Genomic DNA, 24,178 nt, shown 5'->3' with positions numbered 1-24,178 from the left:
CATTTACTGATGAGACTTGGACCTTTTCTTGCCAGATCGCACAACAAGCCACAGCGCAGCCAAGGCAAAGATCAGTAGCAAGCCCAGTGCAGGCAAGAGATCAGTGATCGTCATATTTTCTCCTTATTAAAATCTGCACAGGTCGATCTAACGATAGTTGCTCAAGTGGCCTTGTTGCTAAGGAAAGATTCTGTCGCCGCAGTTATTCCAGATCTTTTAACTCCGCAAATTTGCTGGCCATGGTTGGATTATTGCGCGTGAGTTTTTTGATCGTCACATCTTGGGCCTTATCGTTGGCTAGGCGGAGATTACGATCGGTGCCGAGCAGGGCTTCTTTGGTTTTTTGCAGGTGATCGATTGATTTATCGATTTCATCAATTGCTGTCTGGAAGCGTCTTGAGGCCAGTTCATAGTTCTTACCAAATGCAGATTTGAAGTTATCTAGCTCCAGTTCGAAATTGGTAATGTCGATGTTCTGCGCTTTGACCAAGGCGAGCTCGGATTTGTACTGCAGCGAGTTCATCGCCGCATTTCGCAGAAGCGTGATGATCGGAATAAAAAACTGCGGCCGCACCACATACATTTTGGGATAGCGGTGAAACATGTCGACAATCCCGGTGTTATAAAGCTCGCTTTCAGGTTCCAGTAGTGAAACTAAAATCGCATACTCGCAGCCTTTCTCTGCGCGATCTTTGTCGAGTTCTTTCAGAAAATCTTCGTTTTTCTTTTTGGTGGCGGTGGTGTCGCTCTCGTTCTTCATTTCGAACATGATTGACACGATCTCATTTCCCGCTTCATCGCTGTCGCGGAAGATATAGTCGCCTTTACTGCCGCTGCGCGCGTCATTGTCTTTTTCAAAGTAGGCGCGTGGAAATGCAGTGGCGCGAATGCGATTAAATTCGGTTTCGCAATGCTGCTCCAGCGTTTCGCCAATCATCTTGGTCGATAGCTTGGCCTTCATATCGCGCAGACGTTCAATCGCATCATCGCGATCTTTGATCTGGGTTTCGTAGCGCTCTTTCAGCGATTGCTCGGCCAGTGTTTTTTCTAGTTCAACGTGTTGCAGGCGGCTGCGCAGTGCTTCACGCTCTTTTTCAACTGCGCTGACCGCTTGTGTTACTGCCAATTGCTGCGACACTTGACCAGCTTGGAGTTGGGCTTTGAGCGCTTGGATTTCAGCGTCTTTCGTTGCCGCAACTTTTTGCAAAGCATTCTCGCGCTGCGCCTCGGCCAGTTTGGCTGCCGCTTCGACGTCTTGCTTGGCTTTGGCTAATTCATTGGCCACCGCATCACGCTGCTTTTCAACTGCTTTCAGGGCTTCGCTCACCGCCAGTTGCTGCTCTACGGCGGTGGCTTCGAGCTTGGCTTTTAATTCCTGAATTTCAGCTTCTTTTGTCGCTGCATCGCGCTGCAGTTCGTTGGCGATTTGCGCTTGTGCTAGCGCGACGGCGTTTTTCTTATCCTGTTCTGCCAGCGCAAGTCGTTCGTGGATTTGTTTTTCAAAATCCGCATCGCGCACCTGCTTCAAAATATCGGCATAGCCTGCTTCGTCAATGGTGAAGGCGGTACTGCAATGAGGGCAGATGATGTCGTGCATGCTGGAAGCCTTTGTCAAAAATGTAAATTCAATTGCACTGTGTGAGTACGGGGAAGCCGGTCACCCACTCGTATTTTTATGGTGAAGTCCTTGGCATCGTGCAGTCTCAAGCCTTATTCGCGTTGGCGCATAGACTGAATCAATTGCAGCCCATTTAAAGCGCCAGTTTGCAGGCTGATCGTGCCTGCTGGCCCATCGGGTTCGGTGGGGTTAATGCGAATCAGGTTTGGATTCAGTTGTTGTTGCTGAGTCATAATGCGTTCATTCAAACGGCGAATGGTCGCTATCGCCGTACCTGCACCCATTTCAATGATCACTAAGCGCTTGGGGCGATTTAGCCATTGATTCATGTGCTGCTGTTGCTCGATACAACGATCTTGCTGCCACTCCCAATCACCAAACATCAGGATATTCGGGCGCATCAGTGCGCCACAATCAGGGCAGGTGGGCATTTGGCTTAAAATGCGGCATGCATCGGCATCGATCTGTGGCTCAAACCAATCTGCCGATTCAATCTTGCCGTTGCAAGCGTTGAGGCATTGCAGATGGTGAATCGAGCCATGGCATTCGACGATTCTTTGTGAATCAAACCCCGCCTTTTGAAACTGCCCGTCCACATTGCTGGTGTAGACCTGATAACCATGCTCTAGCTGTTCACCCCATTCGCGCAGCAAATGAAAGCCGGCATGCGGAATCGTTGCGCGATACAGATTGAGCCGGTGACCATAAAATCCCCACGCCAACGCTGGGTCGTTCTTAAACGTGTGTGGGCTGGCGACATCAGTAAATGCAATCTGGGCTTTGCCTAGGGCAGGGTAGGCCTGCCAGAAACCATGATCACCCCGAAAATCAGGCAAGCCCGAATCAACGCCCATGCCTGCCCCGGCTGTAATCAATAAGGCATCGGCTCCTTCAAGCACCTGCGCCGCTTGCTTTGCCGCTGCATGCAGTGGGCTTAAATTGAGCGCTGGCGCTGAGATGGTTTTTTCATCATCACTCGCACTATAAATGGCCTGCATCTGGGTAATCTTATCGCGCAGCGCACTGCGCAACCCGCTGGGGGCTAGCACTTCAACATCTGCCCCATGGCGCAGAATATCCATTAAGAGCTCGCGCTCATCGCTGTAGGGAATGCGCAATAAATAGCGCCCATCGGCTAACCATTCGCTGGTCTGATCTTGGTGCCACGTTTCTTTGCAGACATAGCGGGCTCGCTCAGCCGAGAAACATAGTTCGGCCCATTGCACCGTTTTACCTGCAAAAATGCCGTAACCACTGCCTAGTTCGTCATCTAAATCTGCATCAGCAATCGTGAGTGCTGGATCATCGAGTAGCTGCACTGCTTCGATCGCATCCAGCGAAAATGAGCGCAGTGCATCGCGCTCATGACACCAGGCATCCAAATACCAATTATCACGGTAATGCACCAAGCGTTGCGGTGAGACGAGCCGAGCACTGGCAGCATTGCGTGAACGGACAAAGTAGTTAAAGCGCAATTGGCGGCGCTGTAATACTGCCATCGCAATCGGTCCAAAATCGGCGGGTTCATACGGGCGGGACGTTGAGCGCAAAATGCGAATACGCTGGCCGATTTGCTCGGCCGGTACGTCACCGGTATCGAGCATGGTATGCAAGCGCGACAGCAAAGGCGCAATTTGTGCACCGAGTAGGCTAGGTTCTAGTTGCTCGAGCAAATGCTGCATCGTGAGCAATGCATGCACTTCCGACGAGGAAAACCACAAACCTGGCAATTCAAACTTCGGGCCAGTATGGGCCTGAACAAAACGATAACCGCCAACTGCACGATCATACTCAATGGGGGCATTGAGCCGGTCGCGCAGGTATTCCAGATCGCGTTTGAACGTGGCCAGCGAAATACCTAGCTCATCCAAAAACACATGACGCGGCACGACCTTGCGATCTTGCAGTAACTGGTTAATGCGGTAAAAGCGCTCGTTCTGACTCATCATCAACTCACCGTGTAGCAATCAAGCTAGTGTAAGTGAAAAATAAGATAGTCGCACAAATACTAGCTCATCATGTGAGCCAGTCATGAAGGTAGAGTGCAGCCATTTATGTCAGATGGGGGTGATCAAATGGATTACAGCAAAATTAGTGCCGATGGGTGGGTCTTATTTGTGTGTGCGGCCGCCATCCCGTTTTTATTACACTTACTATGATTTACGCCAAGCGCAATATTGAGCACAATAGTCAGCATCAGATTGGGGTTGCTGAAAGATTAATCAGTCTCCTCCATTAATCATAGAGCCACCTCATGTCCTGCCCATTTTGCGCTATCCCCGCCGAGCGAATCATTGATCGTAATGCATCAGGCTTTGTCATTCGTGATGGTTTCCCTGTTTCTCCGGGGCATACGTTGATTATTCCACACCGACACATTGGGTCGTTTTTCGAGCTAAGCCGACCAGAGCGTGATGATTTATTTGATTTGCTCGACCAGGCCAAACTCGTGCTGGATCGTGAGTTCACACCAAGCGCTTACAACATCGGCATCAATGATGGTCCAGCAGCGGGGCAAACCGTACCGCATTTGCATATCCACCTCATTCCCCGATTTGAAGGTGATATGGCTGATCCGCGCGGCGGAGTGCGGTATGTGATTCCAGCTAAAGCTAAATATTGGAAAGACGAATGACACTAGCGCAATACTGCAGCCAATTTCAAAAAATTCGTCGAGCCAACGGTACTGCATTTAGCGACTTAACGCTAAAAAAGGCGCCGCATAAACCGCTGCTGCTCTTGGCCGTGTTGGATATGGTGGGACGAAAACAAATCACTTCGCCTTTTATCAGCATCGCTGATGAAATGACTGAATTGAATGCTTTGTTCGGCAGTTTCTGGCACAAGCTGATGCCAGTCACCCATACCAGCAGTATTGGTTTTCCATTCTCAAAAATGGGAAATGAGCCTTTCTGGCATCTGGTGCCCCTACCCGACAAAACAGTAACAAAAGAACTCATTGATAAGATGAGTACGGTATCTCAACTGCGCCAGCATGTGATGGGGGCTCAGCTTGATGAGGCTTTATTTGTCCTGATGCAAGATGCTCAATCACGGCAAACCTTGATCGATACGCTCATTGGCACGCACTTTTCACCAGAAGCTCAGGCGCTGCTACGAGCTGAAATGGGCGAGCAAGATACGATTTTCCAATACAGCCTAGAGCTGGAACAGCAAGCTAAGCACAAAGTACGCGATAGCTCGAGCATTGCAAAATACACCGTGCAAGTTAGAGATCAGGGCTTTCGCAAAGCGGTGGTTCGCTGTTATGACCATCGCTGCGCCATGTGTGGCACTCGCATCGTCACACCCGAAGGCTATACCGCCGTCGATGCGGCACACATCGAGCCATGGAGCGTGTCGCAGAACGATCAAATTACCAATGGCATGGCACTTTGCAAGTTGTGCCACTGGGCATTTGATACGGGTGTAGTTGGTGTGCGCACTGACTTTAGCATTGCGGTCGCGCGACAAATTGGCCATATGCCCAATGCACCAGGTTTTATTCCAACCTTGGCTGGTCGGACTCTGATATTGCCTAAGGAAGTTCATTTACGCCCCAAGCCTGAAAACTTCGAATGGCATCGGAAGACGTTCTCAGTGGCATAAACCGCCATAACAGAACCCACCAGATGGGAGCTATTGCCTGATAGTTTCCAGTTTATTGGCACATTTTTGTATCTAGGAAACTAGCAAAATGGCATCAGATTTAATATCAAAATCTTGCTTTGAGCTCAGACGACTCATTCTGATCGACTCACTTAGCATCGGCAGGATTATTGAATTTCCCGTTGATGGCGGTGCCGTTTTGACCGGGCGTAATGGCCGTGGCAAAACATCAATGCTGCAATTATTGATGCTGTTTTACGGTGAAAGTCCGAATCGTATTGTGACCACCGAAGCGGGCAAGCAGAGCTTTACTGGCTACTATCTGCCTCGAACCACTTCTTATATTGTCTTTGAATATCAGCGCCCAGATGGTGGGCTGCGCATGGTGGTGGCGTATGCGGATAGGCATGGTGAAAAAGTATGTTTTCGTTTGGTGCGCGAAGGCTTTGATCCCAAGCAGTTCGTGACTGCTGATGGGGCGTTCGTGCCTGCGCCACAATTGGTGCGCCATTTAAAGCTAAATGGCTTTCGCTGTCATGAACAGCAAATTGAGTCTTTGGCTGAATATCGCGCCATCATGCTGGCCACACACAGCAGTAGTGGTGATCGCAAACGCTTACGTGAGATTCGTGAGTTATCTTCGGATTATGGTTTTACGGTGCCCAATAAACCGTTGCACCAGATCGAAAAAATCATCACGGGCATGTTTCGCCGCAAAACCAATTTTGAAGATCTGCAGAGCATGGTGGTGGAATGCACCAGTGATACTCAACAAACACTGAGTATGACGGCGGATCGCAAAAAGCTGGAAGATTGGCCGCGTCACTATGCCGCCTACACTTCGGTCATGACGCTTGAACCGGTCATGAACCAAGCAGATCAAGCGGCACAGCGGCTGGAAGCCACTCGAGCTAGTTTGGGCGAAGTCAAAGGCAAGCTGACTTCACTGCTCGCACACCTAGAAGACCAATCGTATTGCTTAGTAGAGCAAAAATCCAAGCTCGATAATGAGCATCAGCAGGCGCTTAATCGATACACCAAAGCGCGTGATCAACTAAATGGCAAAAAGATCGACGCTGGCAAGCATGCTCAGTATGCCGAAGGTAAAGCTACCGAGTTGCAGCAGACGTGGGATACGTATGAGCAACAAGGCATTCGGGCTAAAGATGAGTTGGTGAAGAGATCTCCTGATTTACGCGATGAAAAACAGCAGCTCGAAAAACGGCATGAAACGTTGCTAGGTGAGCAAAGTGAAATTGCACAACGTTATGAAACCCTAAAGCAAAAGCAGCAAGCCAGTTTCTATGCGATTAAAGAAGAGCTAGATCAGCAGGCCGAGCAAGCACGGCAACAGTTTGAAGCGCTCCAACATCAGCTAGACCAAAAAGTAGCGGGTCAGCGACTTGATTTGGAGACTGCGCAAAAGGCGCAGCGAGAGCCATATTCCTCTGCCTTAGCTCACGCTCAAGTAGCGGTTGGGTCTTGGCAGGCACAACTCAACAACCCGCAAGTACCCGCAAAAGATCAGGCTTTGGTCGAAGCCAAGCAGCAGGCGCTGACCGATGCGTTAGAAAAGAAGAACCAACTCTCTACTGTCCTGCAAGAAAAAACAGCTGCGTATAGCGCGGCCAAAGGCAATTTCGAATGGCAAGAGCGCAAACTTGAAGACAAGAAAAAAGAACTCACCAAATTAGAGTCCGCATTGCTAGAGATGCAACGCTTTGCGATGCCTGAGCCGGGGACGCTCCTGCATTTCTTGCGATCTGAATGTCCAGACTGGACGCAAGATATTGCCCGCGTGATTGATGGTGAGCTGTTAACGCGCACGGATTTAAGCCCGCAGTTTATTGAACGACTTGATTCGCTGTATGGGCTAAACCTTGATTTATCTAAACTGGCGCCGCATGAGCGGGCCGATGAATCGGCGGTGCAATTTGAAATTGAGCAGCAGCAACGCCAAGTCGCTTTGTGTCGTACCGAACAGGAGACAGAGGAAGCATCACTGAGTCAATCCAGCGCTGTGTGTACGCAAACTGAAGCGGCAAAGCGGCAACATGAGCAAGTCTTCTTACAGTCCAAAAATCACGTCGACAACATTAAGGATGAATTGGCATCTGCGAAGCAGCAGCTGAATGAGCAACGCAATCTCGCCAAGGCGAATGCGGAAGCGGGCTTGGCCAAGGCCAAGGAAGCCTGCGAGAAAAGTCAGCTCGCGCTTGAAGAGTTTGACCATGCATGTCGTGAAGCTCGTGATGAACTCGAGCAAAAAGCAAGACAGGAAAAAATCGCACTTTCGGAGCAAAAACGTATTGCGATCGATGCGCTCAGTGCCAAAGAAAAAGCAGCCAGGTCCGCCCTTACTCAAACGCTGGAGCAATTGAATTCAGAATGCCGTTCAGCGTTGAAGGCGCAGGGAATTGATACTGCGCGATTGCAAGCAATCACAGATCGTTTGCAGGCGATTGATCAAGATCTTAGCAAAATCAAAACAGTCATTGAATTAGTACAGGGCTGGCGACTCTGGCTGCGCGATGAATGGCCTAAACGCGAAAGCTGGCTAGAAGAGGCGAGCCAATATCGTGAGCAGGAAGAGGCTCTCAACCTGCAGCTCAAAACATTGGATCGTGAATGGAAAGAGGATGAGGCGCGTTATTTAGCGCAGTTTGAACAATTCAAGCAACAAATCCAAAAACTCGAACAGCAACAACAATTGACGCGAACTCGGCTGGAAAAAATGGCGGTATATACCGCGATCGAAGCCAGTCAGTTTGATCCAAGTTGGACACTGGATCTACTGGTGGGGCTGGCGAATAAGGCTGAGGATGATGAGCGACAGTGTAAAGCCGAAGTGCGTCGTTTGGTCGGTGAGCTTAAGCGCGGTTTTGCGAAAACCCCAGGCGCAAAACCTTATGAGTTTATGGAGCTAAATCGCCTTGGCCTGATCGATGCGCCCGATGAAGAGTGGGTGCCACTATTTAGAACTTGGTTTACTGATGAGCATCGAACTATGCAGCGAATTCTGCTGATGGATGCGCGTTTGATTGCTGGCACCGTAATCCAATTTCATCGAACCATGGATGATTTCCATAAAAAGGTGCTGCAATTTAATCGCGAACTACAAAGCCATCTTGATCAGAATATTTCTTTTGAAAGCATCAGCCATGTGAAGGTTGAGGTAGTCTCAACGATCCGCGAGTTAGCCTATTGGCAGTCGATCTGCGACATGGCCGAGGCGAATCATCATTGGGTTAATGGCATGAGTAATGAGCTACCCCCTGCTGCGTTTGCGAAAACGCTGGATGACTTGTTGAGCCACTGGGAAACGAAATCCGGTATTCAGGCGGATTTAAAACAGCTCATCCGAATTCAGGGCGAAGTGACTGAAAATGGTAACCCGCGCCAATTTAGGAAGGCATCCGATCTGGAAGCGGTCTCATCGAATGGCTTGTCCTACCTGGTTCTAGTGAGCATTTTTGTCGCCTTCATCAACCGAATTCGCCGTGATGCCAATGTCAACATTGTCTGGGCTTTGGATGAGCTTAAAGATCTTGATAGTGGCAATGTGGTGCATCTGATCGAGCTCTTGAAGCGGAATCAGATTACGCTGGTTTCGGCGTTTCCAGATCCTGATCCAGAAACTTTAGAGTTGTTTAATCATTGCTTTACAGTGGAGCCCGATCGACGCTTGATGCAAGTGCGCGTTGCTGATCCATTCTTGCTAGAAGAGGAGGCTGCTCATGTTTGAACATACGGTGCGGCTTTTGCTTGAGGGCGTGTTTATTTGCGAGATTACGCATCACGAAGCATTTGCTTTTTTGAATCATCCCGCCAACCAGCAAGCTGTGAATGATTATTTGGGGAAAATCGGCTTAAGGCTGGCCAGTACTGCGCACGGTGGGGCGTTTTTTGCTGCGCATATCGAAACAGGTGGGCCTGAGAAAAAAGCAGCAAAAGAAGTGTTCACCAAAATAAAACATGAGCTTCGCCCCTTGGTGGCCTTTCTTGAATTCGTTATGCGTGCCTCGCAAAAGGATGATGTGATTTGCGCGGGCTCTGTGATTGAAACAGCAAGCTTGATGTTGTCGATCGACAGTAATCCAACGCTGCGTAGTGATCTTCAATCACTGGCCAATTTGGTTAAAGGCCCCGCAGCTGATAGTTCAGATCGCGCCCGATTTAATAAAGTACTGAATCGCTTTAAGGATGAAGGGTATTTGTTTCTGGCCAATAGTGAGCGCGAGATTTATCAAGTTACAGGCAAGATCGAATTCATTATGGAGGCCATTGCTTTCTTGTCCGAGCATGAAAAAATCGCCCTTGAAGACGAGGAAGCTGAAGTCACCAGCCAAGGGTCATTGCTGTGACCACGGGGGTTGAGAATATTGCGGCCTATCTGGAAGTGCTCCATAAGCATCGTGATCTCGTCGCCGATGCGTACATCAATGGCGGTGTTACGCTGACCGATGAAACGCAGCGCGCCTTGTATTTGCTGAAGCAACACCGTGCCCTAGTGCCCTCAATGCAAGATGAGTTTCGCCTTAATTCAAGTTTAAGTCGTCACCTGGATGAAGTGTTTCTGCGCCAACGCAATTACGCTGTAAGTGCTAATTTTGCCGAGCAAATTGATCGTTTGCCACAATTGATTGATGAGTATCTGAAGGCATGTCTTGATAATCGTTCTGAAGATCGAGACACCTACTCTGACGACTTTAAGTCGGGCGTGTTTGAACTCGCAGAAGGGCTTGATTCGTTCTTGGCGTTAATGCGGTCTTTGGCGGATAACCGGTTTGCCAATGTCAGTACCCTTGAGCAGAAAAAACGTCAGAACGAGTTTTACCTAGGCAAGTGCGAACAAATTGGCATCGCTTTAGGTGCATTGCAAGCTACGGCATTACTAGAGCAGCTGACAGGCTCATCCTTATTGCAGCCTTTGCTGGATATCTATCAGAGCCAGATCCTAGAGCGTTTGCCACACTGGCGTGCTTCGCTCATGGATATTTCTACGGTCTTAAAAGAGTATCTGTATCGATTGCGCCAAGTCGAGCCGCAGGCACAGCGCTTGCGTGCCTTTGCGCAGTTTCTGCGTAAAAATCCAGACTATAGTCTGCCCGATGTCGATGAGCTCAATCATTTGCCAGATTGGTGCTCGGTATATGCAGGGCTTAAATTAAGTACGCACGCCGATTTATCAGATAACACCAGCCGTGATGCTTTAGTCGAAGTTGCCCAATCTATCCCCGCGCCCAAGTTGCGATTCACCGTAGAACGGCAAGCTGGGCAAATGATTGCGGATGAGGCTAAAGAGCGCGTCAATATCATTGCTCCATCCCCCGTGCAGCGTGCGTTTGCACTGTATTTAAAGGATGTACGAGTCGCTCAGAAGGCGATTTCGGCCATTGAATGGCTTCGGTCAACGCCCGAATATCAATCGGTGGATGAGGCCGCGTGGTTGATTTATGTATTGCATGCTTGGCAGATTTTAGAAGCCAAGAAGAAAACGAGCGATTTAACGCTGCGCCGCATGGAAATGAATGTCACCTATTCAGGTCTGAGTGAGGCGATGTCTGGAAATCTTATTGTGACTGATGTCGAAATATGGAAAAAAGCTTAATCAAAACCTTGCTGCGCATCGTGCATAGTCCCGATGAGAAAACAGCGTCTTCGCGTGGATTGGCGCAATTTGCCAATACACATCAAATTGGCCGCCAGCTGGGTAGAAGCTATATCTTTAGTTTGGCCGACAAGCAAGTCATTAAAGAGCTGCTCAAAATCGAAGAGGGGGTAGATGCCGACTCCACACAGCCTGATGCGTGGGATGGACTAAGTCGTACCGACAGTTTGGCACTAGGTGGTAATGAGAAACTGAGCCAAGCATGTGTGCGATTAAACAGAGTCGCCGTTAAAGCTTTGCTGGGCAGGCCCTTATGTCTAGGTGATGAGAAGTTTAATCTACCCGCAGCAAGTCATTTGGAATTGGATTGGCAGCAAGTGGAAGAACTCAATCGGCATGATGGCGTGATGCTGGTGGAAAACTGGGAAGCCTTTGAAAAAATACACCAACTGCAGTTTGAGCCAAATATACCTAGCAGCAATCCACTTGTGCTGTTTCGTGGCATGCCGCAGGTGTATAGCCAAAATTATGTGGTCGCGCTCTTAGAAAAACTAAAATTACCGGTCTTTGCCTTCGTAGATTACGACCCTGCGGGCTTGATGATTGCTGTAAATACGCCATGTTTCACAAAATTGGTCATGCCGCCAGAGGCCATGCTAGAGGCCGCATTCAGTAAATGTACCAACTCTGAGCGCTTTCAAAAGCAGTTGCCAGAAACCCAAGCCCTGCTTGAACAATGCCCTCATCCCGATATTCGACACTATTGGCAAATCTATAAACGGGCTGGAGTAGCCTTGCCGCAAGAGTATTTTTGCCAAACATAAATAAATATCTTGTGGGGGCTTTATCAGGATACTCCTAGGCTGAATGCCTAGTTAAATTGATTGGATAGGCTGCTCATTATCAAGTGGGTCAAATTTCAATCGGCGCGAACACATTTACTTGCTAGTAGAGTATTTAGGCGCGGTAAGGTTACTGGCAGATATGATGCGACCATCGATGACCTAGCCGCCATTGAACAAGCTCTGAGCAAAGTTTGGAGAGGCTGGAATTCGGATCCTCGCTGTTCTATTGCTTTGTTGGCAGATGATCGTCGCCGTAAGGAACGTGGGGCATGATATTTCTGGATCGCTTTACGGGTGGCAAACTCAGTCACCTACCCGACGTATTTTTGCCGAGTCGGTATTGCTTGCTTGAACCACTCGTGGTCAATGGGCACAGCCGCTTGCAGCCCGGCGATCTACTCTCTGATGATGGATCGGGCGTCATCCGGATTCAAAATACTGAATTCCAAGTGCTCTCCCTCGATCAGTCCGATGACGAGCAGGCGGACACCGATCTGTCGGCGGAGGCGATTATTTTCATCTCCGGAAAAATTACTCACATACATGATGCAAATGTCTCTCCCATGCTGCCCGCAGAGATGGCTGCCCAAGTCGCGCTCGAAGAACTCGAGCGCGACTTGGCGGCAGTACTTAGAGATGGTCACCTGCATTCTATATCTGACCGCCCCCGCAGAGATCTTCGATATGACGACCTGGTTGCTCCAGTGGCGCGAGCTCGACGCCTCGCGACATCAGCATTTAGCCACTTAGCATCACACTCAGATTGCTGGCAACAGCGCACGCTCAGCGGTGTTCAACCACGCAAGGTTCTGGCTCGTTTCAGCGAGGACGACTATACCATCTATGAGAATCGGCTCTACAAGCGGTTGCTAGATCGGCTTGATCGACACCTTGCGAGGAGATTGGCTCGCATTCGGGGAGTCAATTCACGGTTGGAGCGAGCTTTGGAGTTCCAAGGCTCTGAGCAGACGCATTTTCGACTTCGCCAAGATATTTGTCGCCTTTGGGGTGAATCATATCTTGATGACAAGACTGGGATGCAGCTAGAGGCGGGAAAGCGAGCCCTCAGCGATTTGGAGTCTCTGTTGCGTACAATCAGAGGACTCAAGCAAAGGGGGCTTTATTCATTGGTGCCTCCCGCATCTGTGGTTCCAGCCAAAATTCATCGAACAAACATCCTGAATCATGACCCTCACTATCGACATCTGCCTCCTCTATGGGAGAAGCTAAAAGATGATAGAGAGGAGCGCTCACTCCCCCCGAAAGAACGCTTGGAGCGTCAACTTCAGTTGCAACTTGCTTATGTCAGTTATGTGGGACTTGTTATCAGGCGATCACTTGAGCGGTATGACCCACGAACCGTAGATGTAGGTTTGTCGTTCAGTTGGGCCGGTCAGAGCTTCGTACTCAAACATGATGAGCATGATTGGCTCCTGACTCAGTCTGAGGGGGCCACCTTGAGGATCGTATCAATTGCTTGGTTCGGCGAGTCAATAAATGACAGTGAGAGCCTAGAGTCTTCTCGCATCGTGTGTTGGCCTGGCACACCAGATAGCATCGCATTGTCACAATTTATCCCCATATCACCGCTGGATCTTTATGTTGTTGAGAAAATGGGAAAACTGATTGATGAGTGGATGCTGCAGCAACTGCTCCAAGGTTATGGCCGAAAACTGGGCCCATTACCTACCCCGGCGAAGAAATTGACCGATACCTGGCCGGAGCAGTTTGAATCTGTTTCTCCAACGCATGTTAGACTCCTGGCTCCAATCGATATTCAGAAAGCCAACGAACTGAAGGAATTACTTAGAGGTGCAGCTAATTCTCAAGTTGAGAATGACGTCAAAATTGCCATCGAACAAGTCACGGCCCTTGCTCAGCTTTGTGGGCATTCAGCTCGATTCGAACGGGGGCAACAGCAAGACTTCTACTGTCAATGCAGGACTTGTCAGGTAACTTGGTCGCTCAAGACAAGTGGTAAACGACGAGAATTTTCCGTGCGGCCGAAAGGCTCGGTTAATATTTCTGAGTCTGACGGGTTCGTCTGGTCAGGTAGAGACTGGCTGGAGTTTGATGGGGATGTAACAGCTTGAAGAATACAGGTTTTGAAACAGCCAAACCTCAAGTTCATGCGCCATCTGAGTTCTAGCTTCGCATAAACGATAATGTTTGCAGCGATGGGCATCGAGCAAACTTGTTTTTTTCCTGGGCTCAAGTCATATACCGCATTGTTGCTTTCTGTAGCCTTTCATTTTGTTCTTATTGATGCTACGTGAGCGAGTTGGAATATCCAACTTGATCAAAACGTATCTTTAGATTGGATAAAAAATAAATATCCACTTTATATCCAAAAATATCCGCGGATATTTGTTAAATATCCAATTTATAGCCCAAAAGCACCTCAAAAATTGGGCAACTGTATTTTTAATAAACTTTGGTTTGTTCTGCCTTTGTAAGCATTGGTTGAGCTTTGCCAATTTGGAGTAGCAAATCTAGGACGTGCCGCTGCTGAGTTGGATTAACCAGTTGTGCAAACCATTGAACTCATCGGTCTTTAAGTCTGCTTTTTTTCCAGCATCGATGCTATTTTGCCTATCAATCCGTGTCACAAGATCAGGCCTTGTTATTTTTCTGCGGTTTGAGATGTCTGTATGAAGCGATGTGGTTTTTTTCTTCTAGATGCAGATTAAGTTGGCCATCCAATGCTCTGGGCGGCACAATCACCCCTGCACGCAACCTCGCGGAAACCCTACAGGTTGCTTTTGACGCCGGAGCGAAACGTATATTGCTGCCAATGTCGAGCGTAGTCGACACTCCGTCCGTACCAGGTGAGCTGTTCGCCAAATTTCAGACCAGTTTCTTTTCGGACCCCGTCGATGCGGTGTTTAAGGCGCTGGGGGTGGACTAATTATTTTCGCGTGGATGTAGCGCACACATTCGAAAAATTGATTGATTCATTACAACATCCACGCCTCGATTTGATTTTACAATTCTGCACTACAAAGTGCACTTGGGGAAAAATATTGGAGCTCCCGACAGGCGTCGCAGAGGGATGGCCCGCATTTCATTAAAATGGTTTAAGTTTGGTGGCAGAGCTTGCGCTAAATAATCACAAACTAGGATCTGTAAAGAATGCCGAAACCAAGCCAAAAATAAAGCAAATTATTGAAGAGCTCGGTGGAATTCAAAAATCTCGATGATTCCTATTTCCTATCCAATAAACTTAATGTAGCCCTCTTTGGAATTAACTCTGAGGCGACTTTTTTTCTTTAAAAGTTGTGGCAGTAATCTCTAACCGTTCTGGCTACACATCAACCAGCTACACCCCTGGCCTCGTATTGGTTGCAATGGATTTTGACTAAAATTGAATTAATTCCGTGCTACGTATATCTTGGAGTTATCCAATTGGCTAACTTTGGCGGAGTGACTAAGTTGCTAGAGATTTTTAAAATTTTTATTGTTGTTGGGTTGAGTTCGTGAGACTGATGGGGCTGGTGTTGATGTTTTTTTAAATTTGATGTGAATGAGGTTTGTGTTTGAAATATATTTTATGGTGGCAAATGATTTTAGTGGTTTATTGAAATTGCTGTTGAATTTTGTTGTTAGCTAAGAATATTATTTATCTTCTGGTTGTATGATTTTCTGGTGTTGGTTTTGTATTGTTCTTTTTTTTATCAGGTTGTCGCTATTGGCTTTATTGTTTGGTAGTTAAGTGTGTGTCGTTTGTTTATTGATATTGTTTGTTTCTAAGATTTTTCTCTAGGCTTCTACCTCTCGTACTAAAATATTTTATTCCTCAGTCACAAACTTGATTCTGTAGAGTATGTACTTGCAATTGTTGATGGTTGCCGTATGCTCTGCGCCAAGATTGTTCAATTGTTTTTATATGTATAATAAGTTTTGCTTGGTGGCGATCTTAATTAAATATCCGCCTTGCTTTATTGCTTTATTGCTTTATTGCTTTAATGGGTATTGACTGCTTGTTTTTTTTGTGTTGGAGCTCTTGAGTTTAATGACTTTGATGATAGATATCTTGATTTATTGAAAAACTAATCTATTGTTAGTGCGGAGACTATTTGTATTACAGGATGATGGATGTCATACAAATTTAGCTTAAGGGGCGTGTGCCTGTAGAGTGTTGGAATCATGCCGAATGCAAAGGAGGATGTAGCATGACTATCAAAGAAGGGGTTCTGCTTGATGAGAAGATAATTTTTCGAGTAACAAAAGAAGAGGCAGATCAGTTACGACTTAATGCAAAAGAAGCAAATATGACCCCTTCAAAATACATTCGCCAAAAATTACTTGGCGGACGTATTTCAAAGAATGAATCCCAGTCAATTTTGAAGGAACTTTATATCCTGGGTAGAAAAATTGATCATTTGATAAACCAATCTGTAGATCATGCTCCGCATATGGTAGAGACTTTTGATAAATTAAAGGCATGTTTCGAAAGGCTAAGTCATGATAGCCAAGAAGATTAAGAACCCTAAAAAATCAGCGTCAAAGTCAACGCGAATCTATATGCTGACCGATTATGTTTTGAATCCAAGTTCTAAAAATAATGGAGAGAAGTGTGCCTACTATAATGTGCGTGGTTTTTTTCTAGCTAGTAGTAAATTAGGCTGGCAAGCTGAAATGTTGGCGTTATCTCAAATCGCTACTCGTACGGATGACTCAATTACCCACTATGTCTTAAGCTGGAAAGAAGGGGAGCAGCCCACAGAGGTCAATATTGAAGAGGTGATTGATATTTTACTTTTCGAATTAGGCCTTCAATTACATCAAGCAATTTATGGATTGCATATTGATACAGCAAATGTTCATTTACATATTGTAATTAATCGAGTGCATCCTAATACATACAAGGTCATTCAGCCTAATAATGGATTTGATATTCTTGCAATACATCGAGCAATCGCACGAATTGAACATGCTCAAGGTTGGGAGTGTCAAGAAAATAGTTGCTACGAAGTGCTGGAGAGTGGAGAGCTAGGCAGAGTGCATAAAGATACTGGTCGCACTTGGAAGCCTGAGCAAAATAAATGCGATAAGGAGCATTCGACGAGTTTTAAATCAGCAGAACGTATTGCAATACAGATTTGTGCTCCAATTCTTCGTGACTCAAATAACTGGGCTCAATTGCATCAGCAATTGTTTGAGCATGGAATGCGTTTATTGAGACGCAAAATGGGGGCGATTGTTATGGTTGGTGATATCCCGATAAAAGCATCTCGACTCGGTATTGACTGTAGTTTTAATAAATTGACACAAAGACTAGGTTTATTTGAAGCAGCTTACATGGAGAGAAGTGATGACTACTTTAAGCACAAGCACGTTGAAAAGTTGGACGCTAGCAAATCAGAGCAGGGTCCCTTCGACCGTGTGCGCAACTTGTCCGAATGCCGTCTGGCAATTGACAGCGGAGAACAAATTACGGGTGTTTTGTCATATCCTGCGTGTGATCGTAGACACCGAACTGAAGAGTTGCGATGGAAACTCGAATGCGTTGAGCCAATAGATCCAGTTGATTTGCCACAAGTTGTTGAGCAATGGACTGAATATACCTCTTTGAAAAAAAACCATACAGAAAACTATCACAAGCTGAAATTAGAACTGCAGCAACTTCACAAAATTGAGCTTCAACAGCTACTACAAACCCAAAAACAGCTTCGGCTTCATGAATTGGCAGGCGATGGCGCGGGAAAGAGGGGGCGGCAAAAACAAGTGATAGGTCATTTAGCAGCACGGCACTTGGCACAAAAGATTGCTCTCCAGAATAGACAGCGAGTCGAACGTCAGCAATTGCGCGATCAATGGCCAAGTCCACCTGCTTCGTTTCCTACTTGGTTGCGCTCTAGTCGGGCTCCTGAATTAGTACAAGTTTGGAGGCATCGGTTGAGTCAAAACGTCATGAGAATTATTGCGGTGAAAGCAATTCAATCGATACCCCTTAACATTAACGATTCAGAATTTCGTATTTCCCACAAGCGCAGTCAACGTATGCGACAGGGTCGGCGTCCTGTAAATGATTTCCCTGCAATAATTGATCTTGGAGACATGATTGAAGTAAAAGATTGGAGCGTGGGTGAACGAGCTCTACATGCTATAAAAGCGGCATCTTCAAAATGGCATTCGTTTTATATCATTGGCAGTACGAAGTGCAGAGTCTGGTGTGCAAAAATAGCTGCCGAATTGGGATTGAATGTTGCAAATCCAGAATTGCAGACAGAGATTGAAAAAAATCGCCTAGGCTCAGCAATTAAGATAACGGGGTCGTTAGACCAAGCTAGAGCTGCTTTACGTAGACTAATCAATAATTTGCGCTTGATTTCCCCCCTTGTTGAAGATGATTGGGCTGCCGTGGGTATGCAAATTGCAAAAGAATTACACAGAGAAGGTCATACTAAAAATGCAATTGAACATGCATTCTGCGAAGTATTCCCGATATATTTCCCTAGTTTGGCTGATTTAGTGTTAATTCGTGCCATGCTTTCTCACGTTCTAGCCGAACAGTTGAGTGAGGAAGAGTGTAATAATAATCAAAAAAAACGACACAAATATGATGTCTCTAATGACTCGCCACTTGAGCCTCAGTGAGTTTGTCAGTTCACATTAGAGGGATAATGTGAACTGCTGTAGATGTAGCAAATACAATCCCCCAACGGGCATGAGGCATCTATCATGTTTAGGATGCAAAGCACCATCGAAATCGAGAAACAGAATCAAAGCTCAGATCATCCATTGCAGGCTGAAGAGGAGGGAGTCTCTGTAGCTAATCCTATCCACATAAGCATGGCTTGTGCTTTTCCAGCTAGTCCAGCAAATGAAATCGATTCCACTCAACGCTCGTCATCGATGGTCAAATCCCAAACGCCAACTGGCGGCTCGTGAATAATACCGAGCCCCCGCTGATGCAAACGGAATCGGATGGTCATCATTAACTCTAAAGACTGCGCTGTATTGCCAATCAGCCAGCAAGCCGGATCTGATACCTGTGTTGGATCTAAGGGATTAAAGTCCGGCTGCAAATTCAATGAATGGTAGCGTTCTTTCATTGGTTTCTTCGCTCCTGATCACACAATCATTTAATTGCATTTACGGTTACAGCTCAATCACCAAACTTGGATCGAATTGTAGATTTTCGACTTTGTTTTTGCTGGCATAACCTCGGGGGTTACAAACAACTCGGGTGCCATTTACATGGTAGTCAAAGCTGTGATGTGTGTGGCCATGAATCCATAATTCGGCCAGCCCCATCAACGGCGTGAGATCCGAGAGAAATCCAGCTGAGACCAAATCTTCCGCGTAACGGGGATGTAAACTGCCGGAATGAGGGCCGTGATGGGTAATGACCGCCGTTTTACCGGCGAACGGCTTGGCCAGTTCACTTTCCAGCCAAGCCCGATCCTGTTGGTGAATCAGGGTGCTGTCGACTGGGTTGAATAATGAGGCTTCACCAGCGTGTGGATAAAAGATATGACTAAAGTCGGCCATGTATTGTTTGGCCAGAATCATGGACATATTTTGCTGTTCAGCACCGAAAAGAGTGAAGTCCGTCCATAAGGTACACCCCAGAAAACGTATGTCACCGATCACGATGCTTTGTCGTTGCAGTACCTGCAATGTTGGTTGAGAAAATTGCTCAAATTCGGCGTTTAACTGATCCAGCTTGAAACCGTAATATTCATGATTACCGGGCACATACACCACCGGCAAATCGCCCAGTTGTTCATTCGCCCAGTTCAGCCCCCGAAATCCTTCGCCAATGTCCCCAGCCAGAATGACCAGGTCAGCCTCAGTCGGCACGACTTGATAGCCGTACACATCGACATGCAAATCACTCATGATCCAAAGTTTCATGCGAACTATCTCTTCGGTGAGCCTACTTCCTTCAGCGAACAGTCTATTGTCGGCTCACAATGAAACTGGCGCAATAGTAAGGTTCTTGATGCCGTGCTAGGCGTACACCAGAGGCGCTTTGGCCGAGCCACATGAAATTGCGTTTCAAAAAACTACGGCCGCTACCTGATAGTTTGCGGCCTTTGCTTTTTCCAGTTGAAACAATACCTCGGTCATTCTTGTTGGCGTATTGCGACATTGAATCAGAAGTTATGTCGCTAAAGCATTATTGCGACATTATTCATGTCGCGCAAATAATTCGCGACATACGAACTTTTGTGGAAAAAGAATTTTGCGCCACTCAGCTTAAGGAGCTTGTCTACTGAAATTCTGTACAAAACCATCCTGTTTCTCAACCATGGCAAATGGCCACTTTGGTCGATGTGTCGATGTCTGCGTCTGAAAAACGAAAGGCCGCTAACCATCAACTTACGGCCTCAAGCCTTATCGTATGGCGTCTTGAATATTAAGTAATCCATTGATTAAGTTACCTATTTATTACACCAAACAACCAAGTGTTGAATATTTATTCGGCTCACTTATGAATTAGAAAAAAGGTATTTCTAGATTGACTATCATCAATGCTGCGACGCAGCAAATAGAGGATTTTGGTGAGGTCAACTACTTTTTTTGGAAAAATCATGGACTTTCATGAAACCGACAATTTGGCCTTAACACAGCACATCATCCCTCATACCCCGATTTGGATTCAGTTGTGGCTCGATTACTTGGCTGATTAATCGGTATTGGTCAATGGACTAGCCGATAACCAACCCCGGTTTCAGTAATTAGAAATCGGGGCAAGGCCGGATCATTTTCAAGTTTTTGGCGTAAATGCCCCATGTAGACGCGCAAATACTGACTGGATTCACTGTGATTGGGGCCCCAAACTTCGCGCAGCAATTCGCGCTGTGTCATTAGTAAGAACTCAACCACACCCCTCACTCGCACCAATATCGATTTTGCGTGCTGTATCTCTCGCCAAAAGCTACTTGCAAGTGTATATTTCTACCAGTCGGTAGCGACTAAGCCCGCATGCTTAGGCTGGAGGCGAGAAATGGCAAAAACGATCTGGATTACCGGTGCGACCGGCGCGATTGGTTCTGCATTGTCACATGAGTTGGCTGGTCAAGGATGTCGCCTAATCTTGAGTGGCCGCAATGAAGCAAGTTTGCTGAGCTTAGCGGCTGAGATCAATGGCGAGACATTGGTTGTGCCTGGAGATTTAAGCGCCGCTGGCACAGCGGACATAATTTTACAGACCGCACAGCAACTCAATTTTATTCCTACGGGTTTTGCGCATTGCGTTGGCTCGACTTTGATCCGCCCCTTGCATCTGACTGCGGCGCACGACTGCGAAGCCGTATTTGCGCAAAACTATTTTTCTGCTTTTTATGCGCTCAAAGCCTTTGTCAATCTGCAACTGAATACCAAAACGCCTGCCTCTGCGGTGCTCATTGGCTCTTTGGTTGCCAGTGCAGGTTTTCCGAATCACGAAGCGATTGCCAGTGCGAAAGCGGCGGTAGCCAGTTTGGCACAAACGGCGGCAGCGACCTATGCCAACAAAGCCATTCGCGTCAATGCGGTGATGCCGGGTTTGACTCGTTCTGCGTTATCGGCGCGTTTGACAGGCACCCCTGAAGCACTCGCGCGCAATGCACAAATGAACCCCATGGGCCTGGTAGGTGAAGGAAAGGACAGCGCAGCCCTGATTGCATTTTTACTCAGTGACGCGGCGCGCTGGATCACAGGGCAAATCATTGGTGTTGATGGTGGACACGCCCATTTGCATCCGCTACCGAGAACATAAGGGTATATCAACGCAGGCTATTGACTCATTGCCTTGTAACGCTATACATATTCATGAAAGCTAACATCAATGACACACCATAAACTGACCTTGCCGAAGAAAATCTGCCCAATTTGCCAACGCTCTTTTGCTTGGCGCAAGAAATGGGAGAAAAACTGGGCGTCGGTCAAATATTGCAGCGTACGTTGCGCGCAGAACAGGGGTAAAGCATGAGCACACTCCGGCTGATTTTGGGTGACCAACTTAATATTCGCCACAGCTGGTTTAGCCAAATCGAGCGTGAACGCGATGATGTGCTGTATGTGTTGATGGAGCTACGTAGCGAAACTGATTACGCCCACCACCATGCACAAAAGGTGCTGGGAATTTTTGCTGCCATGCGCGGGTTTGCACAAGCCTTGCAACAGGCGGGTTGCCGCGTGCGCTACATAAAAATTGGCGATACTGATAATCGCCAAGACTTTATTGGCAATTTATCTGACTTGATTGCCAGCGAGCAGATAACGCAACTGGAACGCCAACAAGCGGATGAATATCGACTAGAAAGCCAATTTCAGGCCGCCGAATCTGAGTTGGGGATTTTAGTTAAAGTCGTTGATAGCGAGCATTTCCTTGCGGATCGAGCGGTGATCAGTACGCAATTTGCGCAAAAAATCCCACGTATGGAGTTTTTTTACCGCGCGTTACGCAAGCAGTATCAAATTTTACTCGATGCCGATGGTCAGCCGCTGGGTGGGCAATGGAATTTCGATCAAGACAATCGCAAACGCTGGACTGGCCAACCCGCTGCGCCACAATGGCCCAATTACGCTGCTGATTTGCGCGATTTGTGGGGCGAAATTGTGTCTGCGGGTGTCAAAACACTAGGACAGCCGCGGGCTGAATCTTTTCCTTGGCCGATCACGCGCACTCAGGCCAAAGATGCACTGAGTACATTTATTGCAAATGCATTGCCTAATTTTGGCGCGTATCAAGATGCAATGAGCACCGCATCCCCGACCTTATTTCACGCAGGACTCTCGTTTGCACTCAATCTCAAATTACTGCACCCGCTCGAAGTGATTCACGCGGCTTTGGCTGAATTTGCTGCTGGCCGTGTTTCGATTGCGACTGTGGAAGGTTTTGTGCGGCAAATTTTAGGCTGGCGGGAATTTGTACGCGGCGTGTATTGGGCGCGTATGCCGGCGTATGGTCAGCTCAATGCGCTTGAACATCAGCGCAGTTTGCCCAGCTGGTATTGGAATGGGCAAACCAAAATGAATTGCCTCAAACACGCCATCGCTCAGTCGCTCGAACTGGGCTATGCGCACCATATTCAACGTCTGATGGTAACGGGCAACTTTGCTTTGTTGGCAGGGATTTTACCCGATGAAGTGGATGCGTGGTATTTGGGGATTTATGTTGATGCATTCGAATGGGTGGAAATGCCCAATACGCGCGGGATGAGCCAATACGCCGATGGTGGCTTGCTGGGTAGCAAACCCTATGCAGGCTCGGCCAGCTATATCAATAAAATGAGTGATTATTGCAAAGGCTGCCATTACGAGCCCAAACAGCGCCACGGCGAAGGCGCTTGCCCATTCAATAGCCTGTATTGGCATTTTCATCATCGTCACGCGGCAACCCTCGAAAAAAATCCAAGACTGGGAATGACTTATCAGACCTGGCGAAAAATGGCCGACGATGAAAAGTCAGCGACTTTGGCACAGGCTGAGCGGTATTTATCGCAACTGGATAATCTATAAATTCTGGATCAATGGATCAACGCCAAGCAAGGTGCACGAATGGAATCGAATTGGGATGTGATTGTCATTGGCGCGGGCATGGCCGGTTTAAGTGCTGCGCAAAAACTGCAAGCAGCAGGTCGACGCGTTTTAGTGTTAGAAAAATCGCGCGGTGTCGGCGGGCGGATGGCAACGCGGCGAGACGAGAACGCACAATGGGATCATGGTGCGCAATATTTTACCGCGCGCTCGGCGATATTTCGTCGCCAAGTGGCGATCTGGCTGCGTGCCAATCAGATTAGCCGTTGGACTGAGCCGATTTATGCGTGGGATGGTCAAAACCTGCAAATCAGCTCCCCGCAACAACGCTTTGTTGGCACGCCCAAAATGAACGCGCCCTTAAGAGCGATGGCTACAGCGCTGAACCTCAAATTGTCGGTGCAAGTCACAGCGATTCAGGCCACGACGCAGGGTTGGCAAGTGAGCGCGGGTGAGCAAATCTGGCAAGCGCAACAGCTTGTGCTGGCAATACCCGCGCCGCAAGCAGCGACACTGATTCCCTCCGCACACCCGACGCAGGCCGTTCACGCTTTTGCCGCACATACACCCATGCAGCCTTGCTGGGCGGTGATGCTCAGCTGTGAACACGCCATTAATTTGCCGTTCGCTGGCGCTTTCATCAATGACGGCGCGCTATCTTGGTTGGCTCACGACAGTAGCAAGCTCGGTCGAGCGGGCCAAAATTGGGTGCTACACGCTAGCGTCGCTTGGTCGCAAGCTCATTTAGAAAACTCAGCCGATGAGGTCATTGCTTTACTGATTCAGGAGTTCAATCGCCTGCTTAAGCAGTGGGGGCAAGCTGAACCCAATTGGCAAAATGCCTTGGCACATCGCTGGAAGTTCGCGCAAGGGAGCAGCACTGAAGCGGTAGTTCAATCCGCTGAAACGGGTTTGGTATTGGCTGGTGATTGGCTAGCTGGTGGACGTATTGAAGGCGCATACCTATCAGGCATCGATGCGGCAAATGCCCTGCTGGCCGCAACAGTTGTTCAATAAGGG

At 47.7% G+C, this 24,178-nt stretch carries 18 protein-coding genes; 13 read left to right on the top strand and 5 right to left on the bottom strand.

Translation table 11 applies throughout. From position 1 onward, the window contains the following. Positions 1-202 precede the first annotated feature (202 nt). Both HQ393_RS07170 and HQ393_RS17525 read right to left on the bottom strand, forming a co-directional pair. Positions 203-1,597 carry a DUF2130 domain-containing protein gene (locus tag HQ393_RS07170; RefSeq protein WP_179358136.1) on the bottom strand — a complete coding sequence of 465 codons (1,395 nt, stop codon included), beginning with the start codon at positions 1,595-1,597 and terminating at the stop codon, positions 203-205. Between the two features lie 113 nt (positions 1,598-1,710). After that, a complete protein-coding gene (locus HQ393_RS17525; RefSeq protein ID WP_218871327.1) occupies positions 1,711-3,567 on the bottom strand; it encodes a Sir2 family NAD-dependent protein deacetylase in 1,857 nt (618 codons plus the stop codon). Positions 3,568-3,872: 305 nt separating this feature from the next. On the opposite strand from HQ393_RS17525, the gene HQ393_RS07155 reads away from it, so the two are divergent. The 9 genes from HQ393_RS07155 (at position 3,873) to HQ393_RS07115 (ending at position 18,283) form a co-directional block, all read left to right on the top strand. Continuing rightward, positions 3,873-4,253, top strand: coding sequence for an HIT family protein (locus HQ393_RS07155; protein ID WP_179358135.1), 381 nt, complete (start codon positions 3,873-3,875; stop codon positions 4,251-4,253). Next, complete coding sequence (locus HQ393_RS07150) at positions 4,250-5,227, top strand: HNH endonuclease (RefSeq protein ID WP_179358134.1); 978 nt, start codon at positions 4,250-4,252, stop codon at positions 5,225-5,227. The genes HQ393_RS07155 and HQ393_RS07150 overlap by 4 nt, the downstream gene beginning before the upstream one ends. 88 nt (positions 5,228-5,315) lie before the next feature. After that, on the top strand, positions 5,316-8,972 hold the full coding sequence (locus tag HQ393_RS07145) for an ATP-binding protein (RefSeq protein WP_179358133.1): 3,657 nt from the start codon (positions 5,316-5,318) through the stop codon (positions 8,970-8,972). Then, the gene (locus HQ393_RS07140; protein WP_179358132.1) at positions 8,965-9,591 is read left to right on the top strand and encodes a condensin complex protein MksE; all 627 of its coding nucleotides are present in this window, start codon (positions 8,965-8,967) and stop codon (positions 9,589-9,591) included. The genes HQ393_RS07145 and HQ393_RS07140 overlap by 8 nt, the downstream gene beginning before the upstream one ends. Then, complete coding sequence (locus HQ393_RS07135) at positions 9,588-10,838, top strand: hypothetical protein (RefSeq protein ID WP_179358131.1); 1,251 nt, start codon at positions 9,588-9,590, stop codon at positions 10,836-10,838. Before HQ393_RS07140 ends, HQ393_RS07135 begins: the two co-directional genes overlap by 4 nt. Further along, positions 10,823-11,662 (top strand): DUF7281 domain-containing protein, encoded by an 840-nt coding sequence (locus HQ393_RS07130; RefSeq protein WP_179358130.1) that lies wholly within the window; start codon positions 10,823-10,825, stop codon positions 11,660-11,662. The genes HQ393_RS07135 and HQ393_RS07130 overlap by 16 nt, the downstream gene beginning before the upstream one ends. Before the next feature lie 290 nt (positions 11,663-11,952). After that, complete coding sequence (locus HQ393_RS07125; protein WP_179358129.1) at positions 11,953-13,776, top strand: DUF2357 domain-containing protein; 1,824 nt, start codon at positions 11,953-11,955, stop codon at positions 13,774-13,776. A 2,079-nt stretch (positions 13,777-15,855) separates the two neighbouring features. Beyond that, complete coding sequence (locus HQ393_RS07120) at positions 15,856-16,167, top strand: plasmid mobilization protein (RefSeq protein WP_179358128.1); 312 nt, start codon at positions 15,856-15,858, stop codon at positions 16,165-16,167. Beyond that, a complete protein-coding gene (locus HQ393_RS07115) occupies positions 16,148-18,283 on the top strand; it encodes a relaxase/mobilization nuclease domain-containing protein (protein WP_179358127.1) in 2,136 nt (711 codons plus the stop codon). The genes HQ393_RS07120 and HQ393_RS07115 overlap by 20 nt, the downstream gene beginning before the upstream one ends. 242 nt (positions 18,284-18,525) lie before the next feature. On the opposite strand, the gene HQ393_RS07110 is transcribed toward HQ393_RS07115, so the two are convergent. The 3 genes from HQ393_RS07110 to HQ393_RS07100 form a co-directional block, all read right to left on the bottom strand. After that, complete coding sequence (locus HQ393_RS07110; protein ID WP_179358126.1) at positions 18,526-18,741, bottom strand: hypothetical protein; 216 nt, start codon at positions 18,739-18,741, stop codon at positions 18,526-18,528. Between the two features lie 46 nt (positions 18,742-18,787). Further along, entirely contained in the window at positions 18,788-19,546 is a 759-nt protein-coding gene (locus HQ393_RS07105) for a metallophosphoesterase (protein ID WP_179358125.1), read from the bottom strand. 789 nt (positions 19,547-20,335) lie between these two features. After that, positions 20,336-20,503: a winged helix-turn-helix domain-containing protein gene (locus tag HQ393_RS07100; protein WP_246307974.1), complete on the bottom strand. Its 168-nt coding sequence runs from the start codon at positions 20,501-20,503 to the stop codon at positions 20,336-20,338. A gap of 139 nt (positions 20,504-20,642) precedes the next feature. On the opposite strand from HQ393_RS07100, the gene HQ393_RS07095 reads away from it, so the two are divergent. From HQ393_RS07095 to HQ393_RS07080, 4 genes are all read left to right on the top strand, one after another. Further along, the gene (locus tag HQ393_RS07095) at positions 20,643-21,395 is read left to right on the top strand and encodes an SDR family NAD(P)-dependent oxidoreductase (protein WP_179358124.1); all 753 of its coding nucleotides are present in this window, start codon (positions 20,643-20,645) and stop codon (positions 21,393-21,395) included. Between the two features lie 69 nt (positions 21,396-21,464). Then, entirely contained in the window at positions 21,465-21,608 is a 144-nt protein-coding gene (locus HQ393_RS07090) for a DUF2256 domain-containing protein (protein WP_179358123.1), read from the top strand. Further along, complete coding sequence (locus HQ393_RS07085) at positions 21,605-23,140, top strand: cryptochrome/photolyase family protein (RefSeq protein WP_179358122.1); 1,536 nt, start codon at positions 21,605-21,607, stop codon at positions 23,138-23,140. Before HQ393_RS07090 ends, HQ393_RS07085 begins: the two co-directional genes overlap by 4 nt. A gap of 39 nt (positions 23,141-23,179) precedes the next feature. Continuing rightward, positions 23,180-24,175 (top strand): NAD(P)/FAD-dependent oxidoreductase, encoded by a 996-nt coding sequence (locus HQ393_RS07080; protein WP_179358121.1) that lies wholly within the window; start codon positions 23,180-23,182, stop codon positions 24,173-24,175. The last annotated feature ends 3 nt before the right edge of the window (positions 24,176-24,178 follow it).

The sequence above is a fragment of the Chitinibacter bivalviorum genome, from assembly GCF_013403565.1.
Classification (GTDB): Bacteria; Pseudomonadota; Gammaproteobacteria; order Burkholderiales; family Chitinibacteraceae; genus Chitinibacter; species Chitinibacter bivalviorum.
The sequence above is the reverse complement of the archived record's forward strand: the minus strand, read 5'-3'. Positions and strand labels throughout refer to the sequence as shown.

Coding starts and splice junctions, on each gene's coding strand:
- HQ393_RS07090 (WP_179358123.1), top strand. CDS start 21,465: ATGACACACCATAAACTGACCTTGCCGAAGAAAATCTGCCCAATTTGC.
- HQ393_RS07080 (WP_179358121.1), top strand. CDS start 23,180: ATGGAATCGAATTGGGATGTGATTGTCATTGGCGCGGGCATGGCCGGT.
- HQ393_RS07100 (WP_246307974.1), bottom strand. CDS start 20,503: ATGACACAGCGCGAATTGCTGCGCGAAGTTTGGGGCCCCAATCACAGT.
- HQ393_RS07085 (WP_179358122.1), top strand. CDS start 21,605: ATGAGCACACTCCGGCTGATTTTGGGTGACCAACTTAATATTCGCCAC.
- HQ393_RS07150 (WP_179358134.1), top strand. CDS start 4,250: ATGACACTAGCGCAATACTGCAGCCAATTTCAAAAAATTCGTCGAGCC.
- HQ393_RS07110 (WP_179358126.1), bottom strand. CDS start 18,741: ATGAAAGAACGCTACCATTCATTGAATTTGCAGCCGGACTTTAATCCC.
- HQ393_RS07105 (WP_179358125.1), bottom strand. CDS start 19,546: ATGAAACTTTGGATCATGAGTGATTTGCATGTCGATGTGTACGGCTAT.
- HQ393_RS07125 (WP_179358129.1), top strand. CDS start 11,953: ATGATATTTCTGGATCGCTTTACGGGTGGCAAACTCAGTCACCTACCC.
- HQ393_RS17525 (WP_218871327.1), bottom strand. CDS start 3,567: ATGATGAGTCAGAACGAGCGCTTTTACCGCATTAACCAGTTACTGCAA.
- HQ393_RS07170 (WP_179358136.1), bottom strand. CDS start 1,597: ATGCACGACATCATCTGCCCTCATTGCAGTACCGCCTTCACCATTGAC.
- HQ393_RS07120 (WP_179358128.1), top strand. CDS start 15,856: ATGACTATCAAAGAAGGGGTTCTGCTTGATGAGAAGATAATTTTTCGA.
- HQ393_RS07130 (WP_179358130.1), top strand. CDS start 10,823: ATGGAAAAAAGCTTAATCAAAACCTTGCTGCGCATCGTGCATAGTCCC.
- HQ393_RS07095 (WP_179358124.1), top strand. CDS start 20,643: ATGGCAAAAACGATCTGGATTACCGGTGCGACCGGCGCGATTGGTTCT.
- HQ393_RS07115 (WP_179358127.1), top strand. CDS start 16,148: ATGATAGCCAAGAAGATTAAGAACCCTAAAAAATCAGCGTCAAAGTCA.
- HQ393_RS07145 (WP_179358133.1), top strand. CDS start 5,316: ATGGCATCAGATTTAATATCAAAATCTTGCTTTGAGCTCAGACGACTC.
- HQ393_RS07155 (WP_179358135.1), top strand. CDS start 3,873: ATGTCCTGCCCATTTTGCGCTATCCCCGCCGAGCGAATCATTGATCGT.
- HQ393_RS07140 (WP_179358132.1), top strand. CDS start 8,965: ATGTTTGAACATACGGTGCGGCTTTTGCTTGAGGGCGTGTTTATTTGC.